Raw genomic sequence first — 23,858 nt, 5'->3', positions numbered from 1 at the left:
CGGCGAGCGCGAACACGCGCCCTTCCGGCGCGGCCAGTGACCGCCACCTTCGGGACCGAGCCGGCCCGCCACTTCACCCTGATTTTTCTTGCCCGATTGACGATGCGATCCGGTAACCGGTCGGCCGACGATGCGACGCCATGCGCTCGCCGGCCGCCTCGCCCCTCGCCCGATCCGTTGCCGTTGGCGAGACCGACGAGATCGGCGCCTTCCCGGTCAGTCGAGCGCGCCTTTCGCCGTCGGCGCCGCCGACCATTTGACGACCTGCTCGATCCCGTGACGGCACAGGACCTCGCTCTCGTTGAAGTAGATGACCGGCTTCGCGCCGGACGCCATGCCGACCTGCATGCTCTCGATGTTGCCCAGGTCCTCGAGCATCGAATCGGTGATGTGGGACGTGAAATGCTCGAGCTGCAGGCGCTCGCGGACCGTCGTCGCCTTCTTGTAGTAGAAGCGCGCCTCCCAGACGGTCGTCGACGCCGACGTCGGCCAGAACTCGTGCGTCCAGAACTGATTGGCCGAGATCTGCAGGTGCCAGTTCGGGAAGAACCAGTTGACGTCGCTCGCCCAGTGCTCGTGCTTCGTCGGGTTCACGCCCTTGTGCTCGACGACCGAGTTGACCTGCCCCGCCTTGCGGGTGCCCGTCACCGAATGGTCGGCCGAGAACAGCCATTGCGCGACCTTCGATTTCGCGAACGGCTGCGCGATCGGGTTGAGCCACCACGACATCGAGCGATGCGGGCCGTGAAGCCGGACGCTGATCGGCCTGCCGAACGGGTTCTGTTGCCCGATGTAGAACGGCGCCAGCGTCTTCGGGTGAATCGATGCCACGTGATAGGCCTCGCTGAAATTCTCGGCGACAGCCTTCCAGTTCGCGTTGAATTCTCCGCGCAGCACGATCGGGTGATCCGGGTTCTGGTACTCGATGCCGGTGAGCGCGTCGGCAATCGGCCCGAGGAATTCCGCGAGGCTGAGTTCCGGTTCCGTCGCGAGGTTGATGAAGATCCAGCCTTCCCAGATCTCGAGGGCAACCGGTGTCAGCCCGCATTTCTTCTTGTCGAGGCCGAAGAACCCGGATTCGTCGGGCACATGCGCCAGTTGCCCGGCATTGTCGTATCCCCAGCTGTGGTATCGGCACACGAAGCGCTTCGCATTGCCGGACGCGCGGTGCTCGACGATGTTCGCACGGTGTGCGCAGACGTTGTGAAATGCGCGAATCGTGCCGTCTTCCGAGCGCGCGACGATAACCGATGCGTTCAGCACCGCAAGCTGCTTCACAAAGAAATCGCCCGGCTTCGGGATGCGCTCGACGCGCCCGACCATCAGCCACGCGCGACGAAAGATCCGCTCGCGCTCGACTTCGTACTGTGCGGCGTCGGTATAAATCGACGTCGGCACGGCGCCGGTTTCCAGGCCAACCGATTCGGTGAAGCTTCCGTTGAAATCCATCGGATTATTCATTTGCATTCCTTCATTTTTTGTGCAAAGCCATTCCCGTCGATGACGGCCTGGAATCATCCGTGAGGCTGGAAGCCCGTCACGATCTGCAGTGCATGTTGCGGCGGCGCGTGCTTGATACCGGGCGCCTGGTGCATCTCGACCGCAACGGATGCGTGGCACAGTGAAAGCAGCAGGCGAAACAGGTTCCCGGCCGGCTCCGGCATGTCGTCCAGCGGGAACTGCTCCAGGTAGGCGGTCGCCTCCTCCGCCCGTGCGAACATCGCGTCGTAGAACCTGACGATCTCGTCGTATGGCATCGCCGCACGGCGTATCCATCGTTCGTGCGACGTCGGCGTGCTCCATGCGGCCAGGAACGGCTCGAGATCCTCGAAACCTTTCGGCAATTGGCCCGAATCGGGTGTTGCATCGTGATTCATCACACTCCTCCTTGTTCTGTCTTCGCTGATTCAAGAATGATTGCTGCCCGGCATCGATGATCGACGCCGGCACTTCGCCACGGATTCCTAAATATTTAATAGATTCATGACCCGCCCCCGGCAACGCCGACCGATGCCGGCGTTACCGTCGAATCAGCGCATCACCCGCCGATGTTCTCCTTGAAGACCGGGCTGACCGTGTCGAAGCTCGCGAACTTCAGATAGGTCGTCTTCCACTCGCCGGCGATTCTCGCGAACCGGAATGCGTATGTTCCCGAGAGCAGTTGCAGCACGCCGTCGTCGGTTTGCCGGTAATAGATCACGTCGGTTTTCGCCGTCGCGCGGTCGCCGTCGATATCGATCAGCGGATTGGTGATGTGGTGGTGGCACTTCGGCACTTCCCGCCACACCTTGTGAACGAGTTGCCGAATCCCGTCGATGCCGCTGGTCTGTCCGCGCGGCAGTTCGTACACGCCGTCGTCGGCCCAGATGCTCATGAAGATGGCTTCGTCCTTCTTGTCGATGCCGTGGCAGTACTTCGACATCAACGTCGTGATCTCGTGGCCGTCGACGAGTCGACCGATCTTCGCCTCGAGGCTCATATCCTTGCTTGCCATTCCGCTGTCTCCTGATCTGTACTTTTGTGTGTCGCTCAGGCTTCGGCATCCATGCCGAAGCCGGTCAGCCGGCGTCCGATGCCCGACTTCCGCCGGCTTGCCTGATCGAACACACCATGATGTTATTTTTTGCCGGGCGAGCGGGCATTGCTCAATAGTCCGCTTCTATTTTCCGATCGTACGAATTTCCGCCCTGTCCGCATCAGGAGGCGCCCCCAGGTTGCCCGGAGACAGTCGCGACTTGCCCGCGGCCTGCGCGTTGCGCGCCGCCTGACAGATCGAAGGGTGAATGGCGCAGGCAGAATCCGGCGCGACGAGTGCCATTGCGACTTCGACGGCCATGCATCGCCGCACCGGCGCCCTACGGCTGCCGGCGATATTGCGTCGGCGAACAACACATCGTTCGCTTGAATGCCGTGCAAAAGGCGCTCTCCGATTCGTAGCCGAGGGAGAACGCAATCGACGCAATGGTGTCGTCGCCGCTGCGCAGCCGGTTCGCCGCCGTCAGCATGCGCCAGCGCGTCAGGTAATGGATCGTCGTGGCGCCCACCAGGTCCTTGAAGCGTTGCGCGAAAATCGTCCGCGACAGCCCGGCGACGCGCGCCAGTTCCTCCAGCGTCCAGTGGTGTGCCGGATTCGAGTGAATCGCGCCGATGGCCGCACCGATACGCCGGTCGGACAGCGCCATGAACCATCCGTCCGCCGCGCCGTCAGGCGACGTCATCAGGTGAAGCCGCAACACCTGCACGAGCATCAGGTGCATCAGGTGATTCGACACCAGTGCGCCGCCAGGCTGCGGATCGCGCAGCTCGGAGGTCAACTGGTCGAGCGACCAGCGCAGCACCTCTGCCTGGCTGGACATCCGGGGCGTACTGATGAGCGGCGGCAGCGCGTCGAACGGCATCGCGGCATACCGGTCGGAAAACCCGAAGAACCCGCTGATCAGCAGGACTTCGCCGCCGCCGTTATGAACGGCGATGCCCTCGCGCGCAACCGCGTCCATCACGGCCGTCGAGTCTTGCGGTTCGAGTGCGAGGTCGGTGGACAACACGATCCGGCGCCCGCGGTTCAGCAGGAAGCAATCCCCTTTCTCGAAGCGGATGGGCGCCTCCACGCCGTCGATGATCGCCCAGCAGCCGCCTTGCAGCACGGCGGCGAACTTGATGCCCTCGTATTCGGGAAACGCGAACGACCACGCGCCGGCGGCGTCGAGCCCGGCGTGGAACTGGCTACCGGGTTTCAGCAGCGAAAGAATGTCCGATAGCGGGTCCATGGGGAATGCTGTCCGCTGCATCGAGTCAGCCCATCCATCGCACGACGGTTTCAATCCCGCACCGGCCGGTGAAACGCAGGCCAGCGTTGCATCACGAGTTCCCGCGACGCGCCGTACGCATAGCAACTGTCGATCTTGAGCGGCTTGCCGCCGGCATCGGTCGCATCCAGCAACGCTTGCGAGCGCAACGGATTGACGGCCTGAATGGCCGCCGTCGCGAGCGGCATCAGGATTTCCCGCAGATGCGTGCAGGTGTCGCCGGGCGGCAGGCGCTTGCGTACTTCGCCGTTCCAGCCCGCGCCGATGCGCAGCCCGACGAGCGCCTGCAGCGATTCGCCGCCACCCGGACACTCGCGGTACGGGTACGCGCGAATGAACGTGCTGACCGCTCGCACGATCATGTCGAGATCGAATACGATCCGCACGCCGATATCGTGGATCGGCTCGTTCGCCGGCACCACGCGCAGGCCGCTCGGCGGAGTGAAGTCTTGCGGCTTGCGATCCGTGACCTGCCCTTCGACTTCGAACAGGCCGTCGCTGCGCCGGAACGCCTCGAACGCGATGTGCCTCGCATGGAGTGGCTTGCGGGTCACGTCCGGCGTCGATGGCGTGGTCGACTCGATGCTCATGATTGCCTCCATTGCCGGCCCGCCTCGTGCGACGCCCGGGCGAATGCCTGCGCCAGGGCGCGACTGCCCTGGGCGTCGTCCCACAGCAGCGCGGCCAGTTGCGTGCCGGTGGCCGCCGATGCCGGGGCCCGCGATGCAAGGCCGTCGCCCTTCGCGAGGATCTGGTCGACGGTCAGCGGCCGTGCAGGTGTGCCGACGCTGTCGATCACGATCGCCGAGCGTGCCGCGCCGTCCTCGAAACGAATCGCCGCGCCGGTGGCAAACCGCGTCGGGTAGTACTGCGTCAGCGCTTCGCTGAGTTCGAAGCGCACGAGCCCCGCGATTCGCCGGATCTGCGGATCGTCGAGAAACGCATCGTCGTAGACGTCGTAGCGATACGGGCCATAAGCGAGCGTCGCGCCCACGATATACGGACAACTGTATTGCGCGGCCATCGTCGACGTCGGCCGCGCGAGCATGTGCTGATCGGCGATCAGTTGCGGACCGCTGATGACGATCTCGCGCAGGCCGGCGGTCGGCACGCTGAAGTTGTCGGTCAGCTCCCCAAGCGCGTCGATGGTCGAATGGAACAGGCGGCAACACGCGTACGGCTTGAAGCTGATCTCGTGGATCTGCAACCGCGCCGACGGCACGACCGCTTGCAGCGGGCCACCGAACAACGCAGCCAACCCGTAGACGCCTTCGACCGCGAGCCGCGGTGCCGTGACCGCATCCATCTGCGCGAACGCCGCGGCCAGTACGCCGTTACGCGCCGCGAAGCCCGCATGAACCCGCTTCACCTCGCCGCCGGATGCTTCCGCGGAAAACTGCATCGATCCGCTCGCCTGCGACAGCGCGTGGCCCCATGCGCGAATCAGCAACGCATCGGTCACCGGCTCGCCGCGTTGAAAGGCGTACAGCGCCGCGCACGCCGTGGCGGCGCCGAATGTCCCGAAGATCGCCGTCGGGTGGAAACCGCGATGCACGGTCTCGAGGCCGCCCGCCGCGATGCCGACCAGCGCCATCGCCTCGTAGCCCGCTGCCACAGCACGGAACAACTGTGCCTGCGACGCGTCGATGTCCGCCGCCACGGCGAGTGCTGCGGGAATGACGGCCGCGCCCGGATGGCTCAGCGTCGCGTTATGCGTATCGTCGAGTTCGTAGCTGTGCGATGCCGTGCCATGAACCAATGCAGCAACGGACGCCTCTGCTGTCCATTCGCAACCCGGCACGGGACTCGCGCCGGTGTTCGCGAAGCGGCGCGTCCACTCCGCGATCTGGCCGGTCCACGGCCGGGTCACACCCCATTGCGACACGATGAAGTTGTCGAGGAATAGCCGGCGCAACGCTTCCGTGTCGGCGGCGCTCAGGTGCCCGTTCGCAACCTGCGCGACATGGGCGGCGATCGTTGCGGTGACGTCGGTTGATACGGGGGCCGACGCAACGGCGCCGCGCTCGAACTTCATTGCCTGTCTCCTGCCGTGACGTGCCGGTCGATCGCTTCACGCTGCGGCGTCGAGTGCGTTGCCCGATGCGCGAATGAATGCGGGTGGCGCGCCACGCAAATGTATTGTGGCCGGCGATGTGAAATCCGCGCCGGATATGCAGCGAACTGCGCGTTGTCAGGATGATTCGTGCGTCGCGGCAAAGTCAATTCGAGCGGCGCGAGCATTCCGTACTTTGGAAACATGGCCGCGTCGATCCGGTCACACGACGTGCACGATCCGGGCACCGGCATTCATCGGCAAACCGCACGCGATGCCGATTTGTACGATCTAGCAATAAAAGCGGACGCAGCCGCATGCCCCGTTCGGCACCCGTCACTTACGATGCCATGCGGCGCATTTGTCCGGCGAAGCGACAGCCGCCCCGGAATCCGGTCGACGGGTTCCCGATCGAGATCGGACCGGGATCCGCGTTCGACGCATTCAGACACGACATTCGGAACAAGCGATCGCCGGAACCGGGCGAATTCATCGCGTTCGTCGATTGCTTCGCGTCAGCGCCAACGCAATAAAAAACCCAGGAGACATCATGCAGATAACGTTGAACGGCAAGGTTGCCGTCGTGACCGGCGCAGCCCAGGGCATCGGCCGCGCCATTGCGAAGCAGCTCGCGGAATCCGGTGCCGACGTCGTCGTGAACGACATCGACGAGCAGCGGATCGCGGCGGCCGTCGCGGCCATCAAGGCCGAGATTCCCGGTGCGAAGGTGCGCGGCGCGGCGGCCGATCTTTCAACCGCTGCCGGCTGCGACCGGCTCGTCACGCAAGTGCCCGACTGCGACATCCTCGTCAACAACGCGGCCATTTTCGAAACCGCCGATTTCTTCGACATTCCGGACGCCGCCTGGCAACGGTATTTCGACGTCAACCTGATGTCCGGCATCCGTCTGTCGCGCGCCTACCTGCCGGCGATGGGCAAACGCGACTGGGGCCGCGTCGTGTTCATCAGTTCCGAGTGCGGGATCAGCACGCCGCCCGACATGCTGCATTACACGATGACCAAGACCGCGCTGCTCGGCATCTCGCGCGGCCTCGCGAAGCGCATGGCCGGCACGGGCGTCACGGTGAACGCGGTGCTGCCGGGGCCGACGTTGAGCGAAGGCGTCCAGACCTTCCTCGAAGCGGAGATCCGTCGCACCGGCAAGACCATCGAGGAACAGGGCGCGGAGCTGGTCAATGCGCTGCGCCCGTCCTCGATCACGCGTCGCTTCCAGTCGGTCGACGAAGTGGCCAACCTCGTGCTCTACACCTGCTCTCCGCTCGCGTCGGCCACCACGGGCGCGGCCTTGCGCGCGGACGGCGGCGTGGCCGACACGCCCATCTGAGCACGCAACTGCCTCGCGGGCCCGGCACCGGTCGCGACACGCGGACCTGCATCGAGCCGAGCCGCGGTGCAACGTATCGACGCTGCGACAGCAGCTGAACCAGATGTCTTCGTTCGAGCCGATGCCACGCAGCAGATGTTCCCGAACGACGTACGACTTATCCGGAGTATCGAATGTTGAATGAATCGCTCGCCACGACAGATCATGCGCCGCTCAGGCGCTACGAACATCTGTACATCGACGGTGCGTGGGTCAAGCCGATCGACGGCGAACTGGCCGAGAGCATCGATCCGGCGACCGGCCAGCCCTGGGCAATCGCGCCGATGGGCGGGCCGCAGGACATCGATCGAGCGGTCGAAGCGGCACGCACTGCGTTCCACGGCACCTGGCGCAGCACGCCGGGGCATGTCCGCGCGGCACTGCTGCGCCGCCTGGCGGATCTGTTCAGCGCGGCAATCCCCGAGCTGGCGATCATCGAATCACGCGACAACGGCAATCTCGTCCGCGAACATCGCGCGAGCCTCACCGCGCAAGTGCAGTGGTACCAGTGGTTCGCATCGCTCGCGGACAAGGCGCAAGGCGCGACCATCCCGATCGACGACAGTGTCCATGCGTTTACGACGCGCGTCCCGATCGGCGTCGTGGGCGCGATCATTCCGTGGAACGCGCCGCTTCTCGCCACCTGCCTCAAAGTCGGTGCGGCGCTCGCGGCCGGTTGCACCGTCGTCGTGAAGCCCGCCGAGCAGACCCCCGTGTCGGCACTCGAGCTCGCACGGCTGGTTCACGAAGCAGGCTTTCCGCCGGGCGTGTTCAACGTGGTACCCGGCTATGGGCGTACCGCCGGCGCGCATCTGGTCAAGCATCCCGACGTCAACAAGATCTCGTTCACGGGCGCCAGCCAGACGGCGAAGCATATGGTGCGCGACGGGGCCGACAACCTGAAGCGCTTCACGTTCGAACTCGGCGGCAAGGCGCCGCATATCCTCTTCGCGGATGCCGATCTCGACAACGCGATCAACGCCGCCACCGCATCGGCCTGGCGGCTCACCGGCCAGAGCTGCGCGCTCGGCTCGCGCGTGCTGGTCGAGCGGCCGATCTACGATCGCGTCGTCGAAGCGTTCCGAACCCGCGCGAAAGCGGTACGCGTCGGCCTGCCGTCGATCGACTCGAACCACATGGGTCCGCAGTCGCATGAAACGCAGCTGGCCAAGACGCTGTCTTACGTCGACGCCGGCAAGCAGGACGGCGCCGAGCTGGTTACCGGCGGCCGGCGGATCACGACGCCGGAGCTTGCCGCGGGCTATTTCGTCGAGCCGACGGTGTTCGCGGGCGTGACCAACCAGATGCGGATCGCACGCGAGGAAATCTTCGGGCCGATCGCCTCGCTGATTCCGTTCGACGGCGAGGACGAGGCCATCGCGATCGCGAACGACACGCCGTACGGGCTGACCGCGGGCCTCTGGACGCGCGACGTCGGACGGGCGCATCGCGTATCGAACCGCATCGACGCCGGCATGGTCTGGGTCAACACCTACTCGTTCCTGCGCTGGTCGACGCCTTACGGCGGGTTCAAGGCCAGCGGCTGGGGGCGTGAGAACGGCATCGACGCGCTCGATCCGTATCTGGAAACGCGGACCACCGTGATCAGTACGACGGGGCAGTTTCCGAATCTGTACGAGGATTGAGCGGGTCGTGCGATGAAGGTATGCCCGGCCGCCGAGCGGCCGGGGTTGTCGCAGCCTTCCGTATGAGTGATCTTTGGTTCGCCAGCACGCCACGCCGGACGTTCCGGCAATCGCTGCATCGGCCTATGCCGGTCGCGGCCGGCGACGCTCGCCTGTTGTCACAAGCGAGGGTCGGCGACCTGCCTGCCCGTACCGCATCAGTCTCGAATGTCGAAGTGCTGAGCGCCTACTCAAAGAGAGGGGCATCATCGATTTTCGGCACTCCGTACATGAACGCTCGCCCGACTCTTCTCAACGGCTGCGCGCGATCCATGCCGCGGCGATTGCACCGCGGCGCGCGGACACCATGTCCGCCGTCCAGCTCGTCAAGCCTCGCTCGGCTGTCTACCCGGCATTGCGGATTTCGATGCGCTTCGATCCCGGCTTGCCCAGGATGGCGATGGCGACCGTCTTCATCGTGATGCAGACGCGAAGCGACGGCGTGCGGGCGAAGAGCCCGTACCAGATGCCCTGCACGCTCGCCAGTCTCGCTCGCGTCGTGGGCCGCTGCTCACGCACTGACACTGCGCTTTCGCGCATGATCGATGGCGCCGCTATCCCTTCGTCACCGTGGCGCGATACGCACCCGGCCCCTCACCCGTCCACTTGCGGAATGCCCGGTGAAACGCGCTCGGCTCTGAGAAACCGAGCTGCGCGGCGATGTCGCCGATGCCGAGCGTCGAGTTGCCGAGCAGGTGCACCGCCATGTCGCGCCGCAACTCGTCCTTGATGTGCTGGTATGAACGCCCTTCTGCACTGAGGCGGCGGAACAGGGTGCGCTCGGCGACATGCATCGCGTTCGCGACGCCCGTAAAATCCGGCCACTCAGCCACATCGATGCCGCGCAAATGCTGCCGGATCCGCGCGCTGACGCTACCGCGATCGCGGTAGCGTCGCAGGATGTTCGACGGTGCGCCGTGCAGAAACACGGCAAGCGACGCGGCGTCGCGGATCACCGGCAGATCGAGGAAAGTTTCGTCGAATGCAACGAACGTGCGCGTACCGTCGAAGCGCGTCGCCGCGCCGAACAGCATCCGGTATTCGTCAACGTGGTCGGTCACCGCGACACCGAACTCGACATCCGTGATTGGAATCCGACGACCGGCCAGCCAGCTTGATACGCCGATCAGAATCACGAACATCATGCAAAGCGCAAAGGGGCGCGGCGTTCCCGCACGACTCGTCAACACGAGACACGCGCGGCCGTCGCGACGTTCGACGCTCGGCCACAGATCGTCCATTGCCACCCGATAGAAGTGCGTGAAGCGATGCAGCGCATGCTCGAGACTGGTCGCGCCAAGCGCGCAGCGGCACGCGAGCGCGAAGCTGCCCGCTCTCACCGCATGACTGTCCATGCCGAAGAATTCGTCGTCCATTTGCTCCGCGAGCAGCAGCCACATACGACCGTAGTGTTGCGGCGTCACGCGCGCGAAATCGAGATCGACAAACGCCGATTCGATGTCCGATGCCAGCAGGATGCGCTCCACATCGATGCCCCGTGCCCGCGCGACCCTGATCGCCTCGCGTACGAAATGCATCGCGATCGAGCCATCGACCTTGCTCACGTCGGCCATCATGTTCCTGCCTCCCCACCACCCGATATCTGCGGCGACTGTACCGGAGAAACACCCGCCTCGCCAGCGCGTCGCCCGCCGGCGAATGTGCGTGCCGGTGCTCCGGCGAGGCAGACCAGCTTCAGATCCGGATTGATCGGTGACCTGGCGTCGGCACGCGGATGACCGGTTCCGGCCATCGTGGAAAAGACCCGGCCGAACGGCGGGTGCGGACAAACCTGTCTGTCCGGCACCCACTTGACGGGCCGGTGCCGGACCGCGAAGTCGATCGCCAGACGTCGTCGTCATTTGGCGTGGTACCACGCGACATGCGTGCGAACGCATCGATCCGGCGTACCTCGCGCAACGCCCATCAGCATCGATTGCGCTGCAGCCCGATCGCGCCTCGTCCGCCGCGCTCGTCGAACGGAAAGCACGGCAGAGGCGATCTGCCGCGCAAGCGTGACCGCAACAGCGAAGCCGTTTCAGCCAACGAACCGATTACAGCCCCTCCGATTATTCAAGAGGTCAGCGCGCGGTCCGCAATGACCCATCGCGCCAATGCTCATGGCGGTTTTAGGCATACCGCCGCCAGCTCCACACCGGTACGATCGATGTCACCCGCAGGAACCGGGATGATGAGGAACGTAACGCGGCGTGAACACGCCTGCGACCGGATTCCTCGACGACGCATATCGTCACCCGTCTGCGCCGTTGATTTGAATGAGCTTGCCGCACACGCCCAGCGTCATGCATGGCGAGCCGCCGAGACGCCAACATGAAATCACTGTCCCGACCTTTCGCGGCTCCGCTCGACATGTCGGTTGCGGCGCCCGCGCCGTTTGCATCGCACGCGGATACCGGCGCGCACCTCGATGCCCGGATCGCCGCGAAACTGTCGCCACCGACCGCCGGCGCAACCGATATCTCACGCGTCGCACCGCGCGATCTTGTCTGCTCGGCGCAGTCGGCCACGCTCACGCTCGTGCGCGCCCCGGCCGGTTTCGGCAAGACGACCGTCATGACGCAATGCTTCGCGCGCTTCGGCCGGCTGGGCTTCGATACCGGATGGCTCACGCTCGATCAGGGCGACAACGATCCGTCCCGTGTGCTGCACGTCCTGAATCTGTGCCTGCTGCGCATGGGCGGCGAACGCCCGACATCGGGCAACATGCCGTCAATCGAGGACGTCACGCTCGCGGTATTCGACCGGATCGCAGCACACGCCACGCCATTCGTGCTATTCGTCGACGAATTCGAAGCCATTCACGATCAGGGCGTCATCGCGCTGTTTCAGGAAATCGTCGATCGGCTGCCACGGCACGGACGCATCGTGATCGGCTCGCGCAGCCAACCGCACCTGCCGCTCGGACGCCTGCGCACCCAGGGGAAACTCCTCGAACTGGATGCGGAGCAGCTACGCTTCTCGCTCGCGGAAACCGACCGAATGCTGAACGGCCAGACCGGCATGGCGCTCAGCGTAGAGGATCTCGATCACCTGCAGCGCAAGACGGAGGGGTGGCCGGCAGCGCTCAGGCTCGCGTCGCTCGCACTCGAGAATCGCGACGCGACGCGTGCACTCATCGATCGCTTCTCGGGCTCCCACGAGGCGATCGCCGAATACCTGATCGAGGACGTGCTCGGAAGTCTGTCCGAGCCGGTGCAGGCCTTTCTGCTTCGCTGCAGCGTGCTTCGCCAGTTCAGTGTTCCGGTCTGCAGTGCGCTCAATCCCGGCGTCGACGGCGAGCACATGCTGCAGACGCTCGAGAAGGCCGGCCTGTTCGTCGTACGTGTTGACGCGCACGAACCGGCCTACCGGTTTCACAGCCTGTTCGCGGAATTCCTGCGCGCGCAGCTCGTGCGCCGGCATCCGGACCGCGTGCCTGGCCTGCATCTCGCCGCCTCGCACTGGTACGAACGGAACGGCTACCCAGTGCCGGCGATCGATCACGCGCTCGATGCGGAAGCTTTCGTTTGCGCCTCGACACTGTTGCAGCGCCATGCGATCGACTTTCTCGCGCAGGGCAGGTTGCGCCTGCTGGCTCGCTGGTTCGCTCGGCTACCGGCCGGTTGCGTGGCCGACCACGCTGAAGTCGGCATCGTTCACGCATGGACGGTATGCCTGACCCGCGGCCCGGGTGAGGCGATGGCGCTGCTGGGCGCGTCGGGCTGGCTCTCGGCCTCATCCGATACGGTGCGCGCGCACGCAAGCGCATGTCACGTCGCTTTGCTCGCCACGCTCGACCGCGTCGAGGATGCGTACGACGAAGGCCGGTGCTGCCTCGCCGCGCTGCCGAACGCACACCCGTTCGCACACAGCTCGCTCGTCAACTTGGTCGCCAACGTCGCAACGACAATGGGACATCGCGACGAAGCGCGCCGTCTGCTGGGCGCGGCGAAATCACTCGGCGACCCGCAAAGCGTGCTCAACCGGATGTACAGCGAAGCGACGGAAGGCCTGCTCGATCTTCAGGAAGGACATCTCCGGCTGGCGACCGCGCGCTTTCACCTGGCCGCGACCATCGCGGGCGGTCATGAAGCGACCGGCTTCACCGACGGCAACGCGTGGGCGGGCCTGCTGTATGCGCGTGCACTCTACGAAGCCGACCGCGTGAGCGAAGCGGAGCCGCTGCTCAACGTCTATGTCCCGCTCGCGCGCGACATCGGCCTGCCCGATCACGCAATCGCTGGCTACGCGATGCTGGCCCGCCTCGCCTTTCAGCGCGGCGATATCGACCCGGCCTTCCTGCTGCTCGCGCAACTCGAACGGCTCGGCCACGATCGCCGCCTGCCGCGCGTCGTGGCGAGCGCTCACCTGGAGCGTGCGAGATTGCTGCTGCTGCAGGGCAATGCCGAGGCGTCGCGCTCGCAGCTCGACCTCGCCGAGGCAGCTGCCGAGCCCTGGGCACGCATCGAGGCATTGCGCTTTCCGGCGCACGAAGTGGAAACGCTGACGATCGCGAAGCTGCGCTGGCAACTGCACTTCGGCGATCCGGACGCGGCGGCCCGCGCGCTCGCGCAGGCGCGCGGCGCGGCCGCCGCCGACGGGCGGCGCTGGCGCGAAATGAAATTACGGGTGCTCGAATGCCTCGCGTCGCTGCGCGCCCGACACGAGCGCGACGCGCTCGCGGCCGCCGCCCCGCTGATCGGCACGCTGTGCGCCGAAGGTTTCGTCCGCATGCTCGTCGACGAGGGTCCGCTCGCGGCGCAACTGGCGCTGCGCTGCCAGGCGGACGGCGCGACGCGCGCACGCGATCCGCTACTGGAAGAGTATCTGCACGCATGCATCGCGCCCTTCGACGTCGAGCGCGAAGCGCCCCCGGCAAGCGTGCCGGAAGACGGCACGGCTCTGCCTGCCGAATCGCTGACGCGCAAAGAGCTTCGCGTGCTGCAACTGCTCGCGCAAGGCTATTCGAACGGTGCGCTGGCCGAGAAACTGTTCGTGTCGGACAGCACGGTCCGCACGCACTTGCGCAACATCAACGCAAAGCTGAACGTACCGAACCGGACGAGCGCCGTCGCGGCCGGGCGGCGGCTCGGGCTGGTCGACTGACGTCGCCGACAGCCGCAACCGTGGCCGCCGGCTCGCCATCAGGCCACATCGCGGCGGCACGGTGCGTCGCCCGATATCACTCGAACCGCAGGATCGGCTTGATTGCGCGCCCGCTCTCTGCCTCCTGCATCGCCACCTCGATTTCCGAGAACGGGAAGTGCGAAGCGATCCGGTCGATCGGGACGCGGTCTTGCAGATACAGGTCGATAAGGCGCGGAATCAACACGTCCGGTTCAGCCAGGCCACTCGGGAACCCGCGGATGCCGACGCCCGCCAGCGCGACGTGCGGCTGGCTCAGCGTCACCTCCGCGCCCTTCGCCGAGACGCCGAGACGCCGAGCAAACCGCACTGGCCGCCGCGACGCCGGTCGCGTCGATGCTGGTATGCATGCCGCCCGGCACGATCGAATAGATCGTCGCGACCGCACTGCCCGCGCCGGCATCGATCACGTGCGTCGCACCGCGTTCGCGGGCCATCTCGGGCCGCGAACGCGGTGCGATCGATCGATCGATCGCGACGATCGTCGCGCATCCGGCCGTACGCGCGGCGAGGATCGCGGCGAGCCCGACCGGACCACAGCCGAACACCGCGATGCTCGTGCCGGCGTCGGGTTTCAGCCCGTTGAGCACCGCGCCGGCCCCGGTCATCACGCCGCACGCGGACGCGGGGGCGAGCTTCAGGTCGAGATCGGCCGGAATCTACGTCGCATTGTTCCAGTGCGCAAGCGAATGGGTCGCGAAGCTCGACTGCCGGAAAAACTGCCCTGCAACGGCTTGACCGTTGCGCGACAGACTGGTCGTGCCGTCGGGCCGCGCGCCGGACAGATTGAGCACGCCCTGCGATCCGCAATGGTTCGAATGCCCGCCGCGACCATGCGGACAAGGATTTCGCCGTTGCGCGGCGCTTCGAGTTCCAGCGCCTGCAGGACGAATGACCCGCTCTTTCGTTCGACGACTGCTGCGGTGATTTTCATGGTGTGCTCCTGTTCGGCTCAGTGCGCCAGCGGGCGCAGGACGACCTGGGTTTCGAGATATTCCGCCAGCCCTTCCGGCCCCAGCTCGCGCCCGAGCCCCGGCACCGTGCCGCCGCCGGAAATCATTGACGCGCCTTCATCCTTGCCGATCTCGATATAGCCGCGCACGCGTTCTGCGTGCGCCTTCGTGACGAGCGGACCGAGCTGCGTCTTCGGATCCTCCGGGTCGCCGACCTGCACGGCCTGGGCCGACGCATGCAGCGCATCGACGAAACGAGATTGCAGCGCCTCCGGCACGAAGATCCGGCGCTGCGCGATACACGCCTCGCCGTTGTTGTTGATCAGGCCGGTCAGCAGCAGCCCTTGCGCGACCAGCTCGAGCGGTGCGTCGTCCAGCACGATGGCGGCCGCGTTGCCACCCAGTTCGAGCGAGCAGCGCTTGAGCGTATCCGCGCAACCGCGCGCGATCTGCTTGCCGACGGCCGTGCTCCCGGTGAACGCGATCTTGTCGACGCCCGGATGTTCGACGAGCCGCACGCTGCCGGCCGTGCCGGCGGACACGAGATTGAACACGCCCGGCCGCAGGTCGGCCGCCCGCGCGACCTCTGCGAGCAGGAAGCTGCTGAGCGGCGTGTCGGGCGACGGCTTGAGCACCGTCGTGCACCCGGCGGCCAGGGCGGGCCCGAGCTTCGACAGCGCGCCGAGGATCGGAATGTTCCACGGGACGATCGCGCCGACCACGCCAACCGGCAGGTGCCTGACGCGTGCATCGAACTGCATCGCTTCGCGCGCGGCCTCGAACGGCTACCGCTCGATCAGGTCCGCGTAGTAGTCGACGAAATCCGCGGCGCGCAACACATGGACGTGCTCCGACGTCGCGATCGGAAAACCGCCCTCGCGCGACACCGCGACCGCGAACTCGGCGCTGCGCGCGCGGATGCCCTGTGCGAAACGACGCAGGTGCGCTGCGCGCGCCGATGAGGCGAGCCGCGGCCACGGGCCGTGATCGAATGCGCGACGCGCGGCGGCAACCGCTGCGTCGATGTCGGCCGGTGTGCCTTCGGGCGCCTGTCCGATCCTCGCCTCCGAATGCGGACTGATCACGTCGAGCTTGCGTTGCCCCGCCGGCGGCTGCCAGCAGCCGTCGATATAGAAATCGCTACGCACCTGCATGGATGTCATCTCCTGGTTCGCTCCAATATGCCGGCAGCGCCCACCCGATGCGCGGCGGGCACAAGCCACACGCCGCCGATCAGCCAGCTCTCGTGCCCGCCCGCATGGACCGATCTGTCAGCCGGTACCAGTCCACCCCGCCCGCATCTCGCGCCGCCTCGACTTCACCCTGCGCGATCAGCCGATTCAGGTGCGCAATGCATTCGCCGGAGGCCAGCCTCAACTGCCACGCCGAGCCGTCGAGCGTGCACCGGAACAGCGCGCCGAGCAGATCGACAACACGCACGGGCTCGGCCAACGCGCCGCGCAGCCGCTGAAGCCCGTTCGCGTGCCCGGCCGCGAGCTGTGCGAGCCGCAGGTGCAGTCCGCGAAACGGCAGCCCGTGTGCGGGCAGCACCAGCGCGCTGTCGGGCACGCGGCGCGAAAGCGTGTCGAGCAGCGATTCCCACGCGGCGACCGTCTCGGCCGTAAACATCCCGCAATCGACGATCGCCCAGCCGTTGCCATCGGCGATCACCCACACGCCGATGTGTAGCAACACCGGCAGCCTGATCCAGCGCACGCCGAACGCGAGTTCACGCATGGCGCCTGGCGCGCGGCCGCGCGAGAACGGGTAAACCAGCCGTGCATCAGCGGGACGGCGCGACGCTGGCGACGGACTCGTCGCGCCGGGAGGATCTGTCGATATCTGCATGCGCTCAGTCACGCCGCAGTACATGCGCATAGGCGACGGCCCCGAGGCCAACCATATGCGCGAGACCCGTTTTCGCGCCGCGATGCTGGCGCGCGCCGGCTTCGCCGCGCAACTGCATCGTGATTTCGCCGATCTGGCCGATCCCGGTCGGCCCGAGCGGGTGCCCCATCGCGATCAGCCCGCCGGACGGGCTCACCGCCATTTCGCCGCCGATGTCGTAGGCGCCCGCCTTCAGCTTGCGTGCCGCGTCGCCGGGGTTGCACAGGCCGAGCGCCTCGATGTATTGCAGTTCCTCGATCGCGAACGCGTCGTGCAGTTCCAGCACGTCGAGGTCGACCGGATGCACCTGCGCCTGCTGCATCGCGCAGCTACCGACGCGGCGCGTCAGTTCCGCGTCGAAATCGACGCCGGCCGGGTAGACGGTCTCGCTGATCGCCGCCGACGAAGCGACGCGAATCGCGCGCGCCGCATCGAGCCCGTGCCGGCGGATGCCTTCTTCCGACGCGACGACTACTGCCGCCGCGCCTTCGCCGACCGGGCAGCACTGCAGCGTCGTCAACTGGCCGGACACCGCGCGCGCATTCAGCACGTCGTCCAGCGAGCGCACCTTCTGGCGATGTGCATTCGAATTCGATGCGCCGTTGCGATGATTCTTCACCGCGACCCGTGCGATCTCATCGATGCCGACGCCGTACCGGGCCATGTACGCGTCGGTCAGCAGCGCGTAGTGCGTAAACGGCGCGATCGCGTCGCGCGCGAGATCGCTTATACCGGTCTTCGTCAGCGCGATCTGCGTCGGTCCGTCGATCTTGTCGACACCGACCGCGAGGCCGATGTCGGCGAGCCCGGCCGCGACTTCGATGCATGCGTGCCGGAACGCCGCCGAACCCGACGCGGATGCATTCTCGATGTGCACGATCGACCCTTCGTTGCTGCCGAGGTGGCTGAGCATCGGACGGCCGCTCGCGATTCCGAGCCGGCCGGTGCCGACGTAACTGGTGTCGACGGCCGCCCATTGCGCGCGCGCGTCCTGAAGCGCCTGCCGGACCGCGGTGAGACCGAGCTGGACGTACGGCGTGCCGGTCGGTTCCTGATAACGATGCCAGCCTACGCCGACGACGTAGACAGGCCGAAGTTCCGAGAGTGTCTTGACCATGATGGAAAAGTGGAATGCGTCAGGTCAGGCGGGATCGGCGGCGACGAAGCGCAGCGCGCGCACGGCCTGCCCGGCTTCGTCGACGGTCTCCTCGAGCCGCGTCACGAGCACGGCGCCATGCTCGATCGGCAGCGCTTGCGTGGCGGACAGCAGGCCGCGCACCACCGGCCCGTCTTCCAGCGCCACTTCGACGATCGTGAACGGCACGGCCGGCACGGGTTTCGGATGGATGTGCACGGTCGCGAACGCGCGCAGGCGGCCGCGCCCGGTCAGCAGCACGTCCTCGAGCTCGGCGCCGCTCGCGCCGGATACCCGGCAGCCGTAGCGCTGCGGCGGAAAGCTGATCTGCCCGCCGGGTGCGCGCACGGCCCGCAGCGCAGGCGCGCCGGGAAGCACGTCGGTTCCCGTTTCCGCATAGAGCGCGGGATCAAGCAAAGGCAACATGGTCCATATCTCCGATCGTGATGAAGCGCGGCGTCACATCGCGCGCGCGATGACTTCCTTCATGATTTCGCTCGTGCCGCCGTAGATGCGCTGGATGCTCGCGTCGCCGTACATGCGGCCGATCAGTATTCGTTCATGAAGCCGTAGCCGCCGAACAGCTGCAGGTATTCGTCGACGACGCGATTCTGCTGCTCCGAACCCCACAGCTTCGCCATCGACGCGGTCGCGATGTCCAGCCGCCCCGCGACCAGATCCCCGACGCAACGGTCGATGAAGCAGCGGGTCGCCTTGATCGTCGTGGCGATCTCCGCGAGCTTGAAGCGCGTGTTCTGCAATTCAGCCACCGGCCGCCCGAACGCTTCGCGATTGCGCACGTAGTCGAGCGTCGCGTCGTACGCGCCCTCCATCGCAGCGGCCGCCATCACGCCGATGATCAGCCGCTCGTACGGCAGGTCCAACATGATCTGGTAGAAGCCCTGCCCGTCGACACCGCCGAGCACGCGATCCGTCGGCACGCGTACGTCGTCGAAAAACAGCTCGCAGGTGTCCTGCACCTTCAGCCCGATCTTGTCGAGCAGACGCCCGACGCGGAAACCGGGGCAATCCTCGGTCTCGACGATCAGGATCGACGTGCCGCCCGCGCGTTTCGCCGGATCGGTCTTCGCGACCACGAGCAGGACGCCCGCCAGGAGGCCATTCGTGATGAAGGTCTTCGTGCCGTTGAGCACGTAGTGATCGCCGACCCGTTCGGCGCGCGTTCGCAATGCCTGCAGGTCGGAGCCGGCGCCCGGCTCGGTCATCGCCAGCGCGCCGACGATCTCGCCGCGCGCCATGCGCGGCGTGGTATACATGCTTCTGCGTTTCCGTGCCGTGATTCAGGAAGTAATGCGCGACGATCGAGTGGATCGACGGGCACATGCCGGTCAGGCTGCGGCGCGCCATTTCCTCGTACAGCACGGTCTCGTGCCGAAAATCGCCGTCGCCGCCCCCATCGCGGTCCGGAATGTCGGTGCAAAGAAAACCCGGCTCGCCCGCGCGCTGCCAGATCTCATGGCAGACGTGGCCGCGCTTCCTGGCCGCTTCGTCGCCCGGCAGCATCTCGCTTTCGACGAAGCGGCGCACCGACGTGCGGTACAGCTCGAGATCCTCGTCCATCCAGGAGGGCCCGAAATCGATCGTCATCGCGCCCCCCCTGTAATGGCCGCCATCCGTTCCCGCGCCGCGTCGTACTCGCGCTCGGTCGTCGCGACGAGGTGTTCGACCGATTGCACGCCCGATACGCCACCGACCGCGTGTCCCGCACTCCAGATGTCTTTCCAGCGGGCCGGCCGTTCGGTGTCCTTTGCCTGACCGAACAGCACCCGCGCACGCTCGGGCGTGATCGATTCGTCAAGGGCATCCGGATCAAGCCCGGCCGCGACGAGCGACGGCCGCAGCATGCTGGCCGGCAGCCCGGTGACCGCTCGCGTCAGCATCACGTCGTCGGCATCCGACCCGACGAGCATCGTCTTGTAGGCGTCCGACGCGAGGCTTTCGTCGGTCGCGATGAAGCGGGTGCCCATGTACGCCAGATCGCATCCGAGCGCACGCGCCGCGAACAGCGCCGCGCCATCGCTCACGCCGCCGGCAAGCACGATCGGTCCATCGTAGAATGCACGCACCGCACGCACGAACGCGAAGCCGTTGAGCCAACCGGTCTGGCCGCCGGCCCCCGCGGTCAGCAAGACCAGGCCGTCGGCACCGGCTTCGATTGCACGCCGCGCGTGCCGAATCGACGCGACGTCGGCGAACACGAGGCAGCCGGCTGCGTGCAGTGCCGGAATGACCGGCGCCGGCGAACCGACGCTCGTGATCGCCATCTCCACGCAATGCCTGACGATCAGCGCGACTTCGTCGCGCAGCCGGCCGGCGTCGCGATGCATGATCAGGTTCGGACACCACGGTGCGGCGCGGCCGGGCATCTGCGCGAGCGTCGCGACGATCCGCGTCAGCCACGCATCGAGTTCGTCGAGATTGCGCGCGTTTGCGGTCGGGAATGCGCCTACCACGCCGTTCAGGCACGCGGTGATCACGAGGTCGGGGCCCGACACGCGCAGCATCGGCGCGGCGATGAGCGGCAGTCGCAGGCGCTGCGTGATCCGGGAAGGCAGGCCGCGCATCGTCAACGCCCCTTCCACACCGGCTTGCGTTTCTCGAGGAAGGCCTGCACGCCCTCCTTGCGGTCTTCCGATTCGAGCGCCCGGTTCGCGATCGGCATCTGCAGCGTCCAGGCGTCGTCCTCCCGCCAGTCGATCGACGCGCGCACCGCCTGCTTGGTCGCCGCGAGCGCGGTGGGCCCGTTGACGAGCATCCGTTCCGCCAGCTCGATCGCGCCCGCGAGCGCCGCGCCCGGCTCGGTGATGCGGTTGACGAAGCCCCAGCGCTGCATCGTGTCGGCGGCTTGCATTTCGCCGGTCAGCAGGAATTCCATCGCGATGTTGTACGGGATCCGCCGCACGGTACGGAACAGCCCGCCGCCGATCGCAAGCACGTTGTGCCGCACTTCCGGCAGGCCGAAGCGCGCATCGCTCGCCGCGACGACGAGGTCGCACGCCATGCACAGCTCCATGCCGCCGCCCACCGCGACGCCCTCGACGGCTGCGATCACCGGTTTCGACGGCGGCCGCCGGAAGATGCCGAAGCCGCCTCGCTCCGGCGTCGACGCCGCTTCGCCGCGTGCGACCGCACGCAGGTCGGCGCCGGCGGAAAAAGTGCCGCCCGCGCCGGTCACGATGCCGACGAACAGCGAGTCGTCGGCATCGAGCAGGTCGGCCGCGTCGTTCATCGCGCGCGCGGTGGCCGCATCGCACGCGTTCTTCGCTTGCGGCCGGTTGATCGTCACGATCAGGATCGGGCCGCGGCGTTCGGTCAATACGAGAGGTTCGTTCATCGTCGCGCCTTACATCGAGAACGAGAAACCGCCATTGACCGGGTAGGTCTGCCCGGTGATCCAGCTGCTCGCGTCGGACGCGAGGAACAGCGCCATCGCCGCGATGTCGGTCGGCTGGCCGACCCGGCGGATCACGTACGACGCAAGCACCTTCTTCATGAATTCCGCGTTGTCGAGCGCCGCCGTTATCGCAGGCGTTTCAGTCGCCGAAATCGCAATGTTGTTCGCCGTGATGCCATAGCGCCCCGCACTGCGCGCGATGCCGCGCGTCAGCCCGGCCGCACCGGCCTTCGCCGCCGAATACGCCTCGAGCCCGTGCCCTTCGCCGCAGCGGCCCGCGTCGGAAATGATCGTGATCAGCCGCCCGCGCTGGCGCTCCACCATGCCGGGCAGCGCGTGCCGGCAGCAGTTCATCACGCCGTCGAGGTTCACGCCGAGGAAGCGCTGCCAGTCCGCGGGCTCGGTATCCCAGAACGGCTTGCGGCTGTCGCGCCGGTCGGGCTGCGCACCCGAATTGCCGGCATTGTTGACGAGAATGTCGACGCCGCCGAGGTGCCGATTCGCCGTATCGAACAGGCGCTCGACGCCGGCGTAATCGGTCACGTCGGCCTGCACCGCGATTGCCTTGCCGCCGGCGGCCTCGATCTCGCCCGCCACGTCCTGCGCGCGCTCGACGAAGTAGTCGTTGACCACGACCGACGCGCCGAACGCCGCGAGCATCTGCGCGATGCCCTTGCCGACGCCCTGTCCTGCACCCGTCACCAGTGCGACACGGCCCTCGAGATCAAACAACGTCTGTTCCTGATTCATACGCTTCGTTCCTGATTTTTCCAGAAGGGGTTGCGCAGTTCGCGCTTGAGCACCTTGCCCATCGTGCTGCGCGGCAGCTCCGCGACGAATTCGATGGTGCGCGGCCGTTTGTACGAGGCCAGTAACGGCTGGATGAACGCCTGCAGCGTGTCCGCATCGAGCGACATGCCGGGCCTGAGCTCGACGAACGCCTTCACCGCTTCGCCGAACTCGTCGTCAGGAATCCCGATGACTGCGACGTCCTGGACAGCGGGATGCGTGATCATCGCGGCCTCGATCTCGGCCGGATAGATGTTCACGCCGCCCGAAATGATCATGTCCTTGATGCGGTCGCTCAGGTAGATGAACCCGTCTTCGTCGAGCCACCCGGCATCGCCCACCGCGAAGTAGCTGTCGCTGTCGAGCACGTCGCGGCCGAGCATCGGGCCGTTCAGGTAGCGGTCGATCACGACCGGTGATTTCACCCAGACCGCGCCGACCTGGCCGGCCGGCAGCGCATGACCTGACTCGTCCTTGATGCGGATGTGCACGTGACGATGCGGAAGGCCGCTCGAACCGGGCTTGCGCTGCATGTCTTCCGGACGCAGGTGCGCGATCATGCCGACCTCGGTTGCGCCGTAGCCTTCGTGCAGTACGTGGCCGAAATGGCCGATGGTCCATTCGCGCACGGTGCTCGGCACGGGTGCGGCGCCGACCCGGATCGAGCGGATCGACGAGATGTCGTAGCGGGCGAGCACGTCGGGCGCCAGCGACGCGACGCGCTTGAGCATCGTCGGCACGACGGTCCAGTGGTTGACCCGCCAGCGCTCGATCACGGCGAGGGCCGCCTCGGGCTCGAAGCGGCGCATCATCACGATCGGGTTGCCGGCGCGTAGCGCGTTCCAGCAGAGATTCGGGCCCGCGCCGTGATGCATCGGCAGCGTCAGCAGCGTGACGGCGCCCGCGCGTTGCGGGTCGACCGCCTCGATGCTCTGCACATACTCGAGCATCTCGGGCGTGACTTCCGCACGGATCATCGCAACGCCTTTCGGCCGCCCGGTCGTGCCGGACGTGTAGATGATCAGCGGCGGACGACCTGTCGAAAACAGGTGCGTCGGCGCCGGGGTATCGATCAGGTTTGCGAATCGAACGACATCGGGCGCCTGCCCGGCGCCGAGCGAGATCCGGGCCTTGAGCGGCAAACCTTCGCTGGCGGCGAGGCACACGGCCGGATCGTCGTCGTCGAACACCAGGAAGGTGGCCCGACTGTCTTCCAGCACGAAGCGGGTCTCGACCGTCGTGAGGCGCCAGTTGAACGGCAGCACCGAACAGCCGAGCTTGGCCGCGGCGGCGTGCACGATCTGCCACTCGTGGCGGATCTGCGACCGGATCGCGATGATGTCGCCCGGTTGCGCGCCGAGATCGAGCAAGCCGCGGGCTGCGCGGTCTGCGGCATCGTTCCACGCCCGGAAGGTCAGGGTCGTGTCGCCGTCGACGATCGCGATATCGTCGGGGCGGTCAGCCGCCCAGTGTTCAAGGGAATTCGGCACGCAAGCGCCTGCGTCGAATGGCGACGCAGGGACGGTCTTGCACGGTGCCTCTGATCGGACAATCATCTGCGCGTCTCCTGACTTGTTTGACTCCAGTCTATGGCTGGCCTGATTCG

Annotated in this window: 21 protein-coding genes and 2 pseudogenes; 3 read left to right on the top strand and 20 right to left on the bottom strand. The window is 66.5% G+C overall.

Annotation, left to right across the window (positions count from 1 at the left end; all coding sequences use genetic code 11):
* Positions 1–216: 216 nt before the first annotated feature.
* From BCEP18194_RS01200 to BCEP18194_RS01175, 6 genes are all read right to left on the bottom strand, one after another.
* Positions 217–1,461 carry an aromatic ring-hydroxylating oxygenase subunit alpha gene (locus BCEP18194_RS01200; RefSeq protein ID WP_011349455.1) on the bottom strand — a complete coding sequence of 415 codons (1,245 nt, stop codon included), beginning with the start codon at positions 1,459–1,461 and terminating at the stop codon, positions 217–219.
* Between the two features lie 53 nt (positions 1,462–1,514).
* Complete coding sequence (locus BCEP18194_RS41560) at positions 1,515–1,877, bottom strand: hypothetical protein (RefSeq protein ID WP_011349454.1); 363 nt, start codon at positions 1,875–1,877, stop codon at positions 1,515–1,517.
* Between the two features lie 161 nt (positions 1,878–2,038).
* Positions 2,039–2,494, bottom strand: coding sequence for a nuclear transport factor 2 family protein (locus BCEP18194_RS01190; RefSeq protein WP_011349453.1), 456 nt, complete (start codon positions 2,492–2,494; stop codon positions 2,039–2,041).
* A 361-nt stretch (positions 2,495–2,855) separates the two neighbouring features.
* A complete protein-coding gene (locus BCEP18194_RS01185; protein ID WP_041492409.1) occupies positions 2,856–3,767 on the bottom strand; it encodes an AraC family transcriptional regulator in 912 nt (303 codons plus the stop codon).
* Positions 3,768–3,817: 50 nt separating this feature from the next.
* A complete protein-coding gene (locus tag BCEP18194_RS01180) occupies positions 3,818–4,396 on the bottom strand; it encodes a DUF2889 domain-containing protein (protein ID WP_041492557.1) in 579 nt (192 codons plus the stop codon).
* A complete protein-coding gene (locus BCEP18194_RS01175; protein ID WP_011349450.1) occupies positions 4,393–5,841 on the bottom strand; it encodes an MmgE/PrpD family protein in 1,449 nt (482 codons plus the stop codon). The genes BCEP18194_RS01180 and BCEP18194_RS01175 overlap by 4 nt, the downstream gene beginning before the upstream one ends.
* 568 nt (positions 5,842–6,409) lie before the next feature.
* On the opposite strand from BCEP18194_RS01175, the gene BCEP18194_RS01170 reads away from it, so the two are divergent.
* Positions 6,410–7,204: an SDR family NAD(P)-dependent oxidoreductase gene (locus BCEP18194_RS01170; protein ID WP_011349448.1), complete on the top strand. Its 795-nt coding sequence runs from the start codon at positions 6,410–6,412 to the stop codon at positions 7,202–7,204.
* 173 nt (positions 7,205–7,377) lie between these two features.
* Complete coding sequence (locus tag BCEP18194_RS01165) at positions 7,378–8,889, top strand: aldehyde dehydrogenase (protein ID WP_011349447.1); 1,512 nt, start codon at positions 7,378–7,380, stop codon at positions 8,887–8,889.
* 384 nt (positions 8,890–9,273) lie between these two features.
* Here BCEP18194_RS01165 and BCEP18194_RS42225 read toward each other — a convergent pair whose 3' ends face one another.
* The gene (locus tag BCEP18194_RS42225) at positions 9,274–9,405 is read right to left on the bottom strand and encodes a hypothetical protein (protein WP_279626882.1); all 132 of its coding nucleotides are present in this window, start codon (positions 9,403–9,405) and stop codon (positions 9,274–9,276) included.
* 77 nt (positions 9,406–9,482) lie between these two features.
* A complete protein-coding gene (locus BCEP18194_RS01155) occupies positions 9,483–10,826 on the bottom strand; it encodes an AraC family transcriptional regulator (protein WP_081436518.1) in 1,344 nt (447 codons plus the stop codon).
* Between the two features lie 433 nt (positions 10,827–11,259).
* Between BCEP18194_RS01155 and BCEP18194_RS01150 the strand changes: the two genes are divergently transcribed.
* Complete coding sequence (locus tag BCEP18194_RS01150) at positions 11,260–14,034, top strand: LuxR C-terminal-related transcriptional regulator (protein ID WP_244272829.1); 2,775 nt, start codon at positions 11,260–11,262, stop codon at positions 14,032–14,034.
* A 76-nt stretch (positions 14,035–14,110) separates the two neighbouring features.
* On the opposite strand, the gene BCEP18194_RS40965 is transcribed toward BCEP18194_RS01150, so the two are convergent.
* From BCEP18194_RS40965 to BCEP18194_RS01095, 12 genes and pseudogenes are all read right to left on the bottom strand, one after another.
* Entirely contained in the window at positions 14,111–14,260 is a 150-nt protein-coding gene (locus tag BCEP18194_RS40965) for a hypothetical protein (protein WP_157687087.1), read from the bottom strand.
* Positions 14,261–14,267: 7 nt separating this feature from the next.
* Positions 14,268–14,681, bottom strand: coding sequence for a zinc-binding dehydrogenase (locus BCEP18194_RS01140; RefSeq protein WP_050781528.1), 414 nt, complete (start codon positions 14,679–14,681; stop codon positions 14,268–14,270).
* Positions 14,682–14,710: 29 nt separating this feature from the next.
* Complete coding sequence (locus tag BCEP18194_RS40960) at positions 14,711–15,007, bottom strand: hypothetical protein (protein ID WP_157687085.1); 297 nt, start codon at positions 15,005–15,007, stop codon at positions 14,711–14,713.
* An 18-nt stretch (positions 15,008–15,025) separates the two neighbouring features.
* Positions 15,026–16,180: pseudogene (locus BCEP18194_RS01135) on the bottom strand (aldehyde dehydrogenase family protein).
* A 79-nt stretch (positions 16,181–16,259) separates the two neighbouring features.
* Positions 16,260–16,904 (bottom strand): hypothetical protein, encoded by a 645-nt coding sequence (locus BCEP18194_RS38595; RefSeq protein ID WP_011349440.1) that lies wholly within the window; start codon positions 16,902–16,904, stop codon positions 16,260–16,262.
* Positions 16,879–18,030 carry a thiolase family protein gene (locus tag BCEP18194_RS01125; protein WP_011349439.1) on the bottom strand — a complete coding sequence of 384 codons (1,152 nt, stop codon included), beginning with the start codon at positions 18,028–18,030 and terminating at the stop codon, positions 16,879–16,881. Before BCEP18194_RS01125 ends, BCEP18194_RS38595 begins: the two co-directional genes overlap by 26 nt.
* A gap of 24 nt (positions 18,031–18,054) precedes the next feature.
* Positions 18,055–18,474 (bottom strand): hypothetical protein, encoded by a 420-nt coding sequence (locus BCEP18194_RS01120; protein WP_011349438.1) that lies wholly within the window; start codon positions 18,472–18,474, stop codon positions 18,055–18,057.
* Positions 18,475–18,507: 33 nt separating this feature from the next.
* A pseudogene (locus tag BCEP18194_RS01115) lies at positions 18,508–19,629 on the bottom strand (acyl-CoA dehydrogenase family protein).
* A 23-nt stretch (positions 19,630–19,652) separates the two neighbouring features.
* Entirely contained in the window at positions 19,653–20,633 is a 981-nt protein-coding gene (locus BCEP18194_RS01110) for an NAD(P)H-dependent flavin oxidoreductase (RefSeq protein ID WP_011349435.1), read from the bottom strand.
* Between the two features lie 2 nt (positions 20,634–20,635).
* Positions 20,636–21,403 (bottom strand): crotonase/enoyl-CoA hydratase family protein, encoded by a 768-nt coding sequence (locus tag BCEP18194_RS01105; protein WP_011349434.1) that lies wholly within the window; start codon positions 21,401–21,403, stop codon positions 20,636–20,638.
* A 9-nt stretch (positions 21,404–21,412) separates the two neighbouring features.
* Positions 21,413–22,213, bottom strand: coding sequence for an SDR family NAD(P)-dependent oxidoreductase (locus BCEP18194_RS01100; RefSeq protein ID WP_011349433.1), 801 nt, complete (start codon positions 22,211–22,213; stop codon positions 21,413–21,415).
* Entirely contained in the window at positions 22,210–23,742 is a 1,533-nt protein-coding gene (locus tag BCEP18194_RS01095) for a class I adenylate-forming enzyme family protein (protein ID WP_041492406.1), read from the bottom strand. The genes BCEP18194_RS01100 and BCEP18194_RS01095 overlap by 4 nt, the downstream gene beginning before the upstream one ends.
* Positions 23,743–23,858: the final 116 nt, after the last annotated feature.

This window comes from Burkholderia lata, from assembly GCF_000012945.1.
GTDB classification, from domain to species: Bacteria; Pseudomonadota; Gammaproteobacteria; order Burkholderiales; family Burkholderiaceae; genus Burkholderia; species Burkholderia lata.
Note: the sequence above shows the minus strand (reverse complement) of the source record. Positions and strands in the feature narration are given on the sequence as shown.

What these genes read in the sequence shown, in the direction of transcription:
- BCEP18194_RS01125 (WP_011349439.1), bottom strand. Translation starts at nt 18,030, where the DNA reads ATGGTCAAGACACTCTCGGAACTTCGGCCTGTCTACGTCGTCGGCGTA.
- BCEP18194_RS01100 (WP_011349433.1), bottom strand. Translation starts at nt 22,213, where the DNA reads ATGAATCAGGAACAGACGTTGTTTGATCTCGAGGGCCGTGTCGCACTG.
- BCEP18194_RS01120 (WP_011349438.1), bottom strand. Translation starts at nt 18,474, where the DNA reads ATGTTGCCTTTGCTTGATCCCGCGCTCTATGCGGAAACGGGAACCGAC.
- BCEP18194_RS01190 (WP_011349453.1), bottom strand. Translation starts at nt 2,494, where the DNA reads ATGGCAAGCAAGGATATGAGCCTCGAGGCGAAGATCGGTCGACTCGTC.
- BCEP18194_RS01170 (WP_011349448.1), top strand. Translation starts at nt 6,410, where the DNA reads ATGCAGATAACGTTGAACGGCAAGGTTGCCGTCGTGACCGGCGCAGCC.
- BCEP18194_RS01200 (WP_011349455.1), bottom strand. Translation starts at nt 1,461, where the DNA reads ATGAATAATCCGATGGATTTCAACGGAAGCTTCACCGAATCGGTTGGC.
- BCEP18194_RS01185 (WP_041492409.1), bottom strand. Translation starts at nt 3,767, where the DNA reads ATGGACCCGCTATCGGACATTCTTTCGCTGCTGAAACCCGGTAGCCAG.
- BCEP18194_RS01180 (WP_041492557.1), bottom strand. Translation starts at nt 4,396, where the DNA reads ATGAGCATCGAGTCGACCACGCCATCGACGCCGGACGTGACCCGCAAG.
- BCEP18194_RS01165 (WP_011349447.1), top strand. Translation starts at nt 7,378, where the DNA reads ATGTTGAATGAATCGCTCGCCACGACAGATCATGCGCCGCTCAGGCGC.
- BCEP18194_RS38595 (WP_011349440.1), bottom strand. Translation starts at nt 16,904, where the DNA reads ATGCGCATGTACTGCGGCGTGACTGAGCGCATGCAGATATCGACAGAT.
- BCEP18194_RS01155 (WP_081436518.1), bottom strand. Translation starts at nt 10,826, where the DNA reads ATGCGTTCGCACGCATGTCGCGTGGTACCACGCCAAATGACGACGACG.
- BCEP18194_RS01140 (WP_050781528.1), bottom strand. Translation starts at nt 14,681, where the DNA reads ATGACCGGGGCCGGCGCGGTGCTCAACGGGCTGAAACCCGACGCCGGC.
- BCEP18194_RS01110 (WP_011349435.1), bottom strand. Translation starts at nt 20,633, where the DNA reads ATGCGCGGCCTGCCTTCCCGGATCACGCAGCGCCTGCGACTGCCGCTC.
- BCEP18194_RS41560 (WP_011349454.1), bottom strand. Translation starts at nt 1,877, where the DNA reads ATGAATCACGATGCAACACCCGATTCGGGCCAATTGCCGAAAGGTTTC.
- BCEP18194_RS01175 (WP_011349450.1), bottom strand. Translation starts at nt 5,841, where the DNA reads ATGAAGTTCGAGCGCGGCGCCGTTGCGTCGGCCCCCGTATCAACCGAC.
- BCEP18194_RS01105 (WP_011349434.1), bottom strand. Translation starts at nt 21,403, where the DNA reads ATGAACGAACCTCTCGTATTGACCGAACGCCGCGGCCCGATCCTGATC.
- BCEP18194_RS40960 (WP_157687085.1), bottom strand. Translation starts at nt 15,007, where the DNA reads ATGAAAATCACCGCAGCAGTCGTCGAACGAAAGAGCGGGTCATTCGTC.
- BCEP18194_RS01150 (WP_244272829.1), top strand. Translation starts at nt 11,260, where the DNA reads ATGAAATCACTGTCCCGACCTTTCGCGGCTCCGCTCGACATGTCGGTT.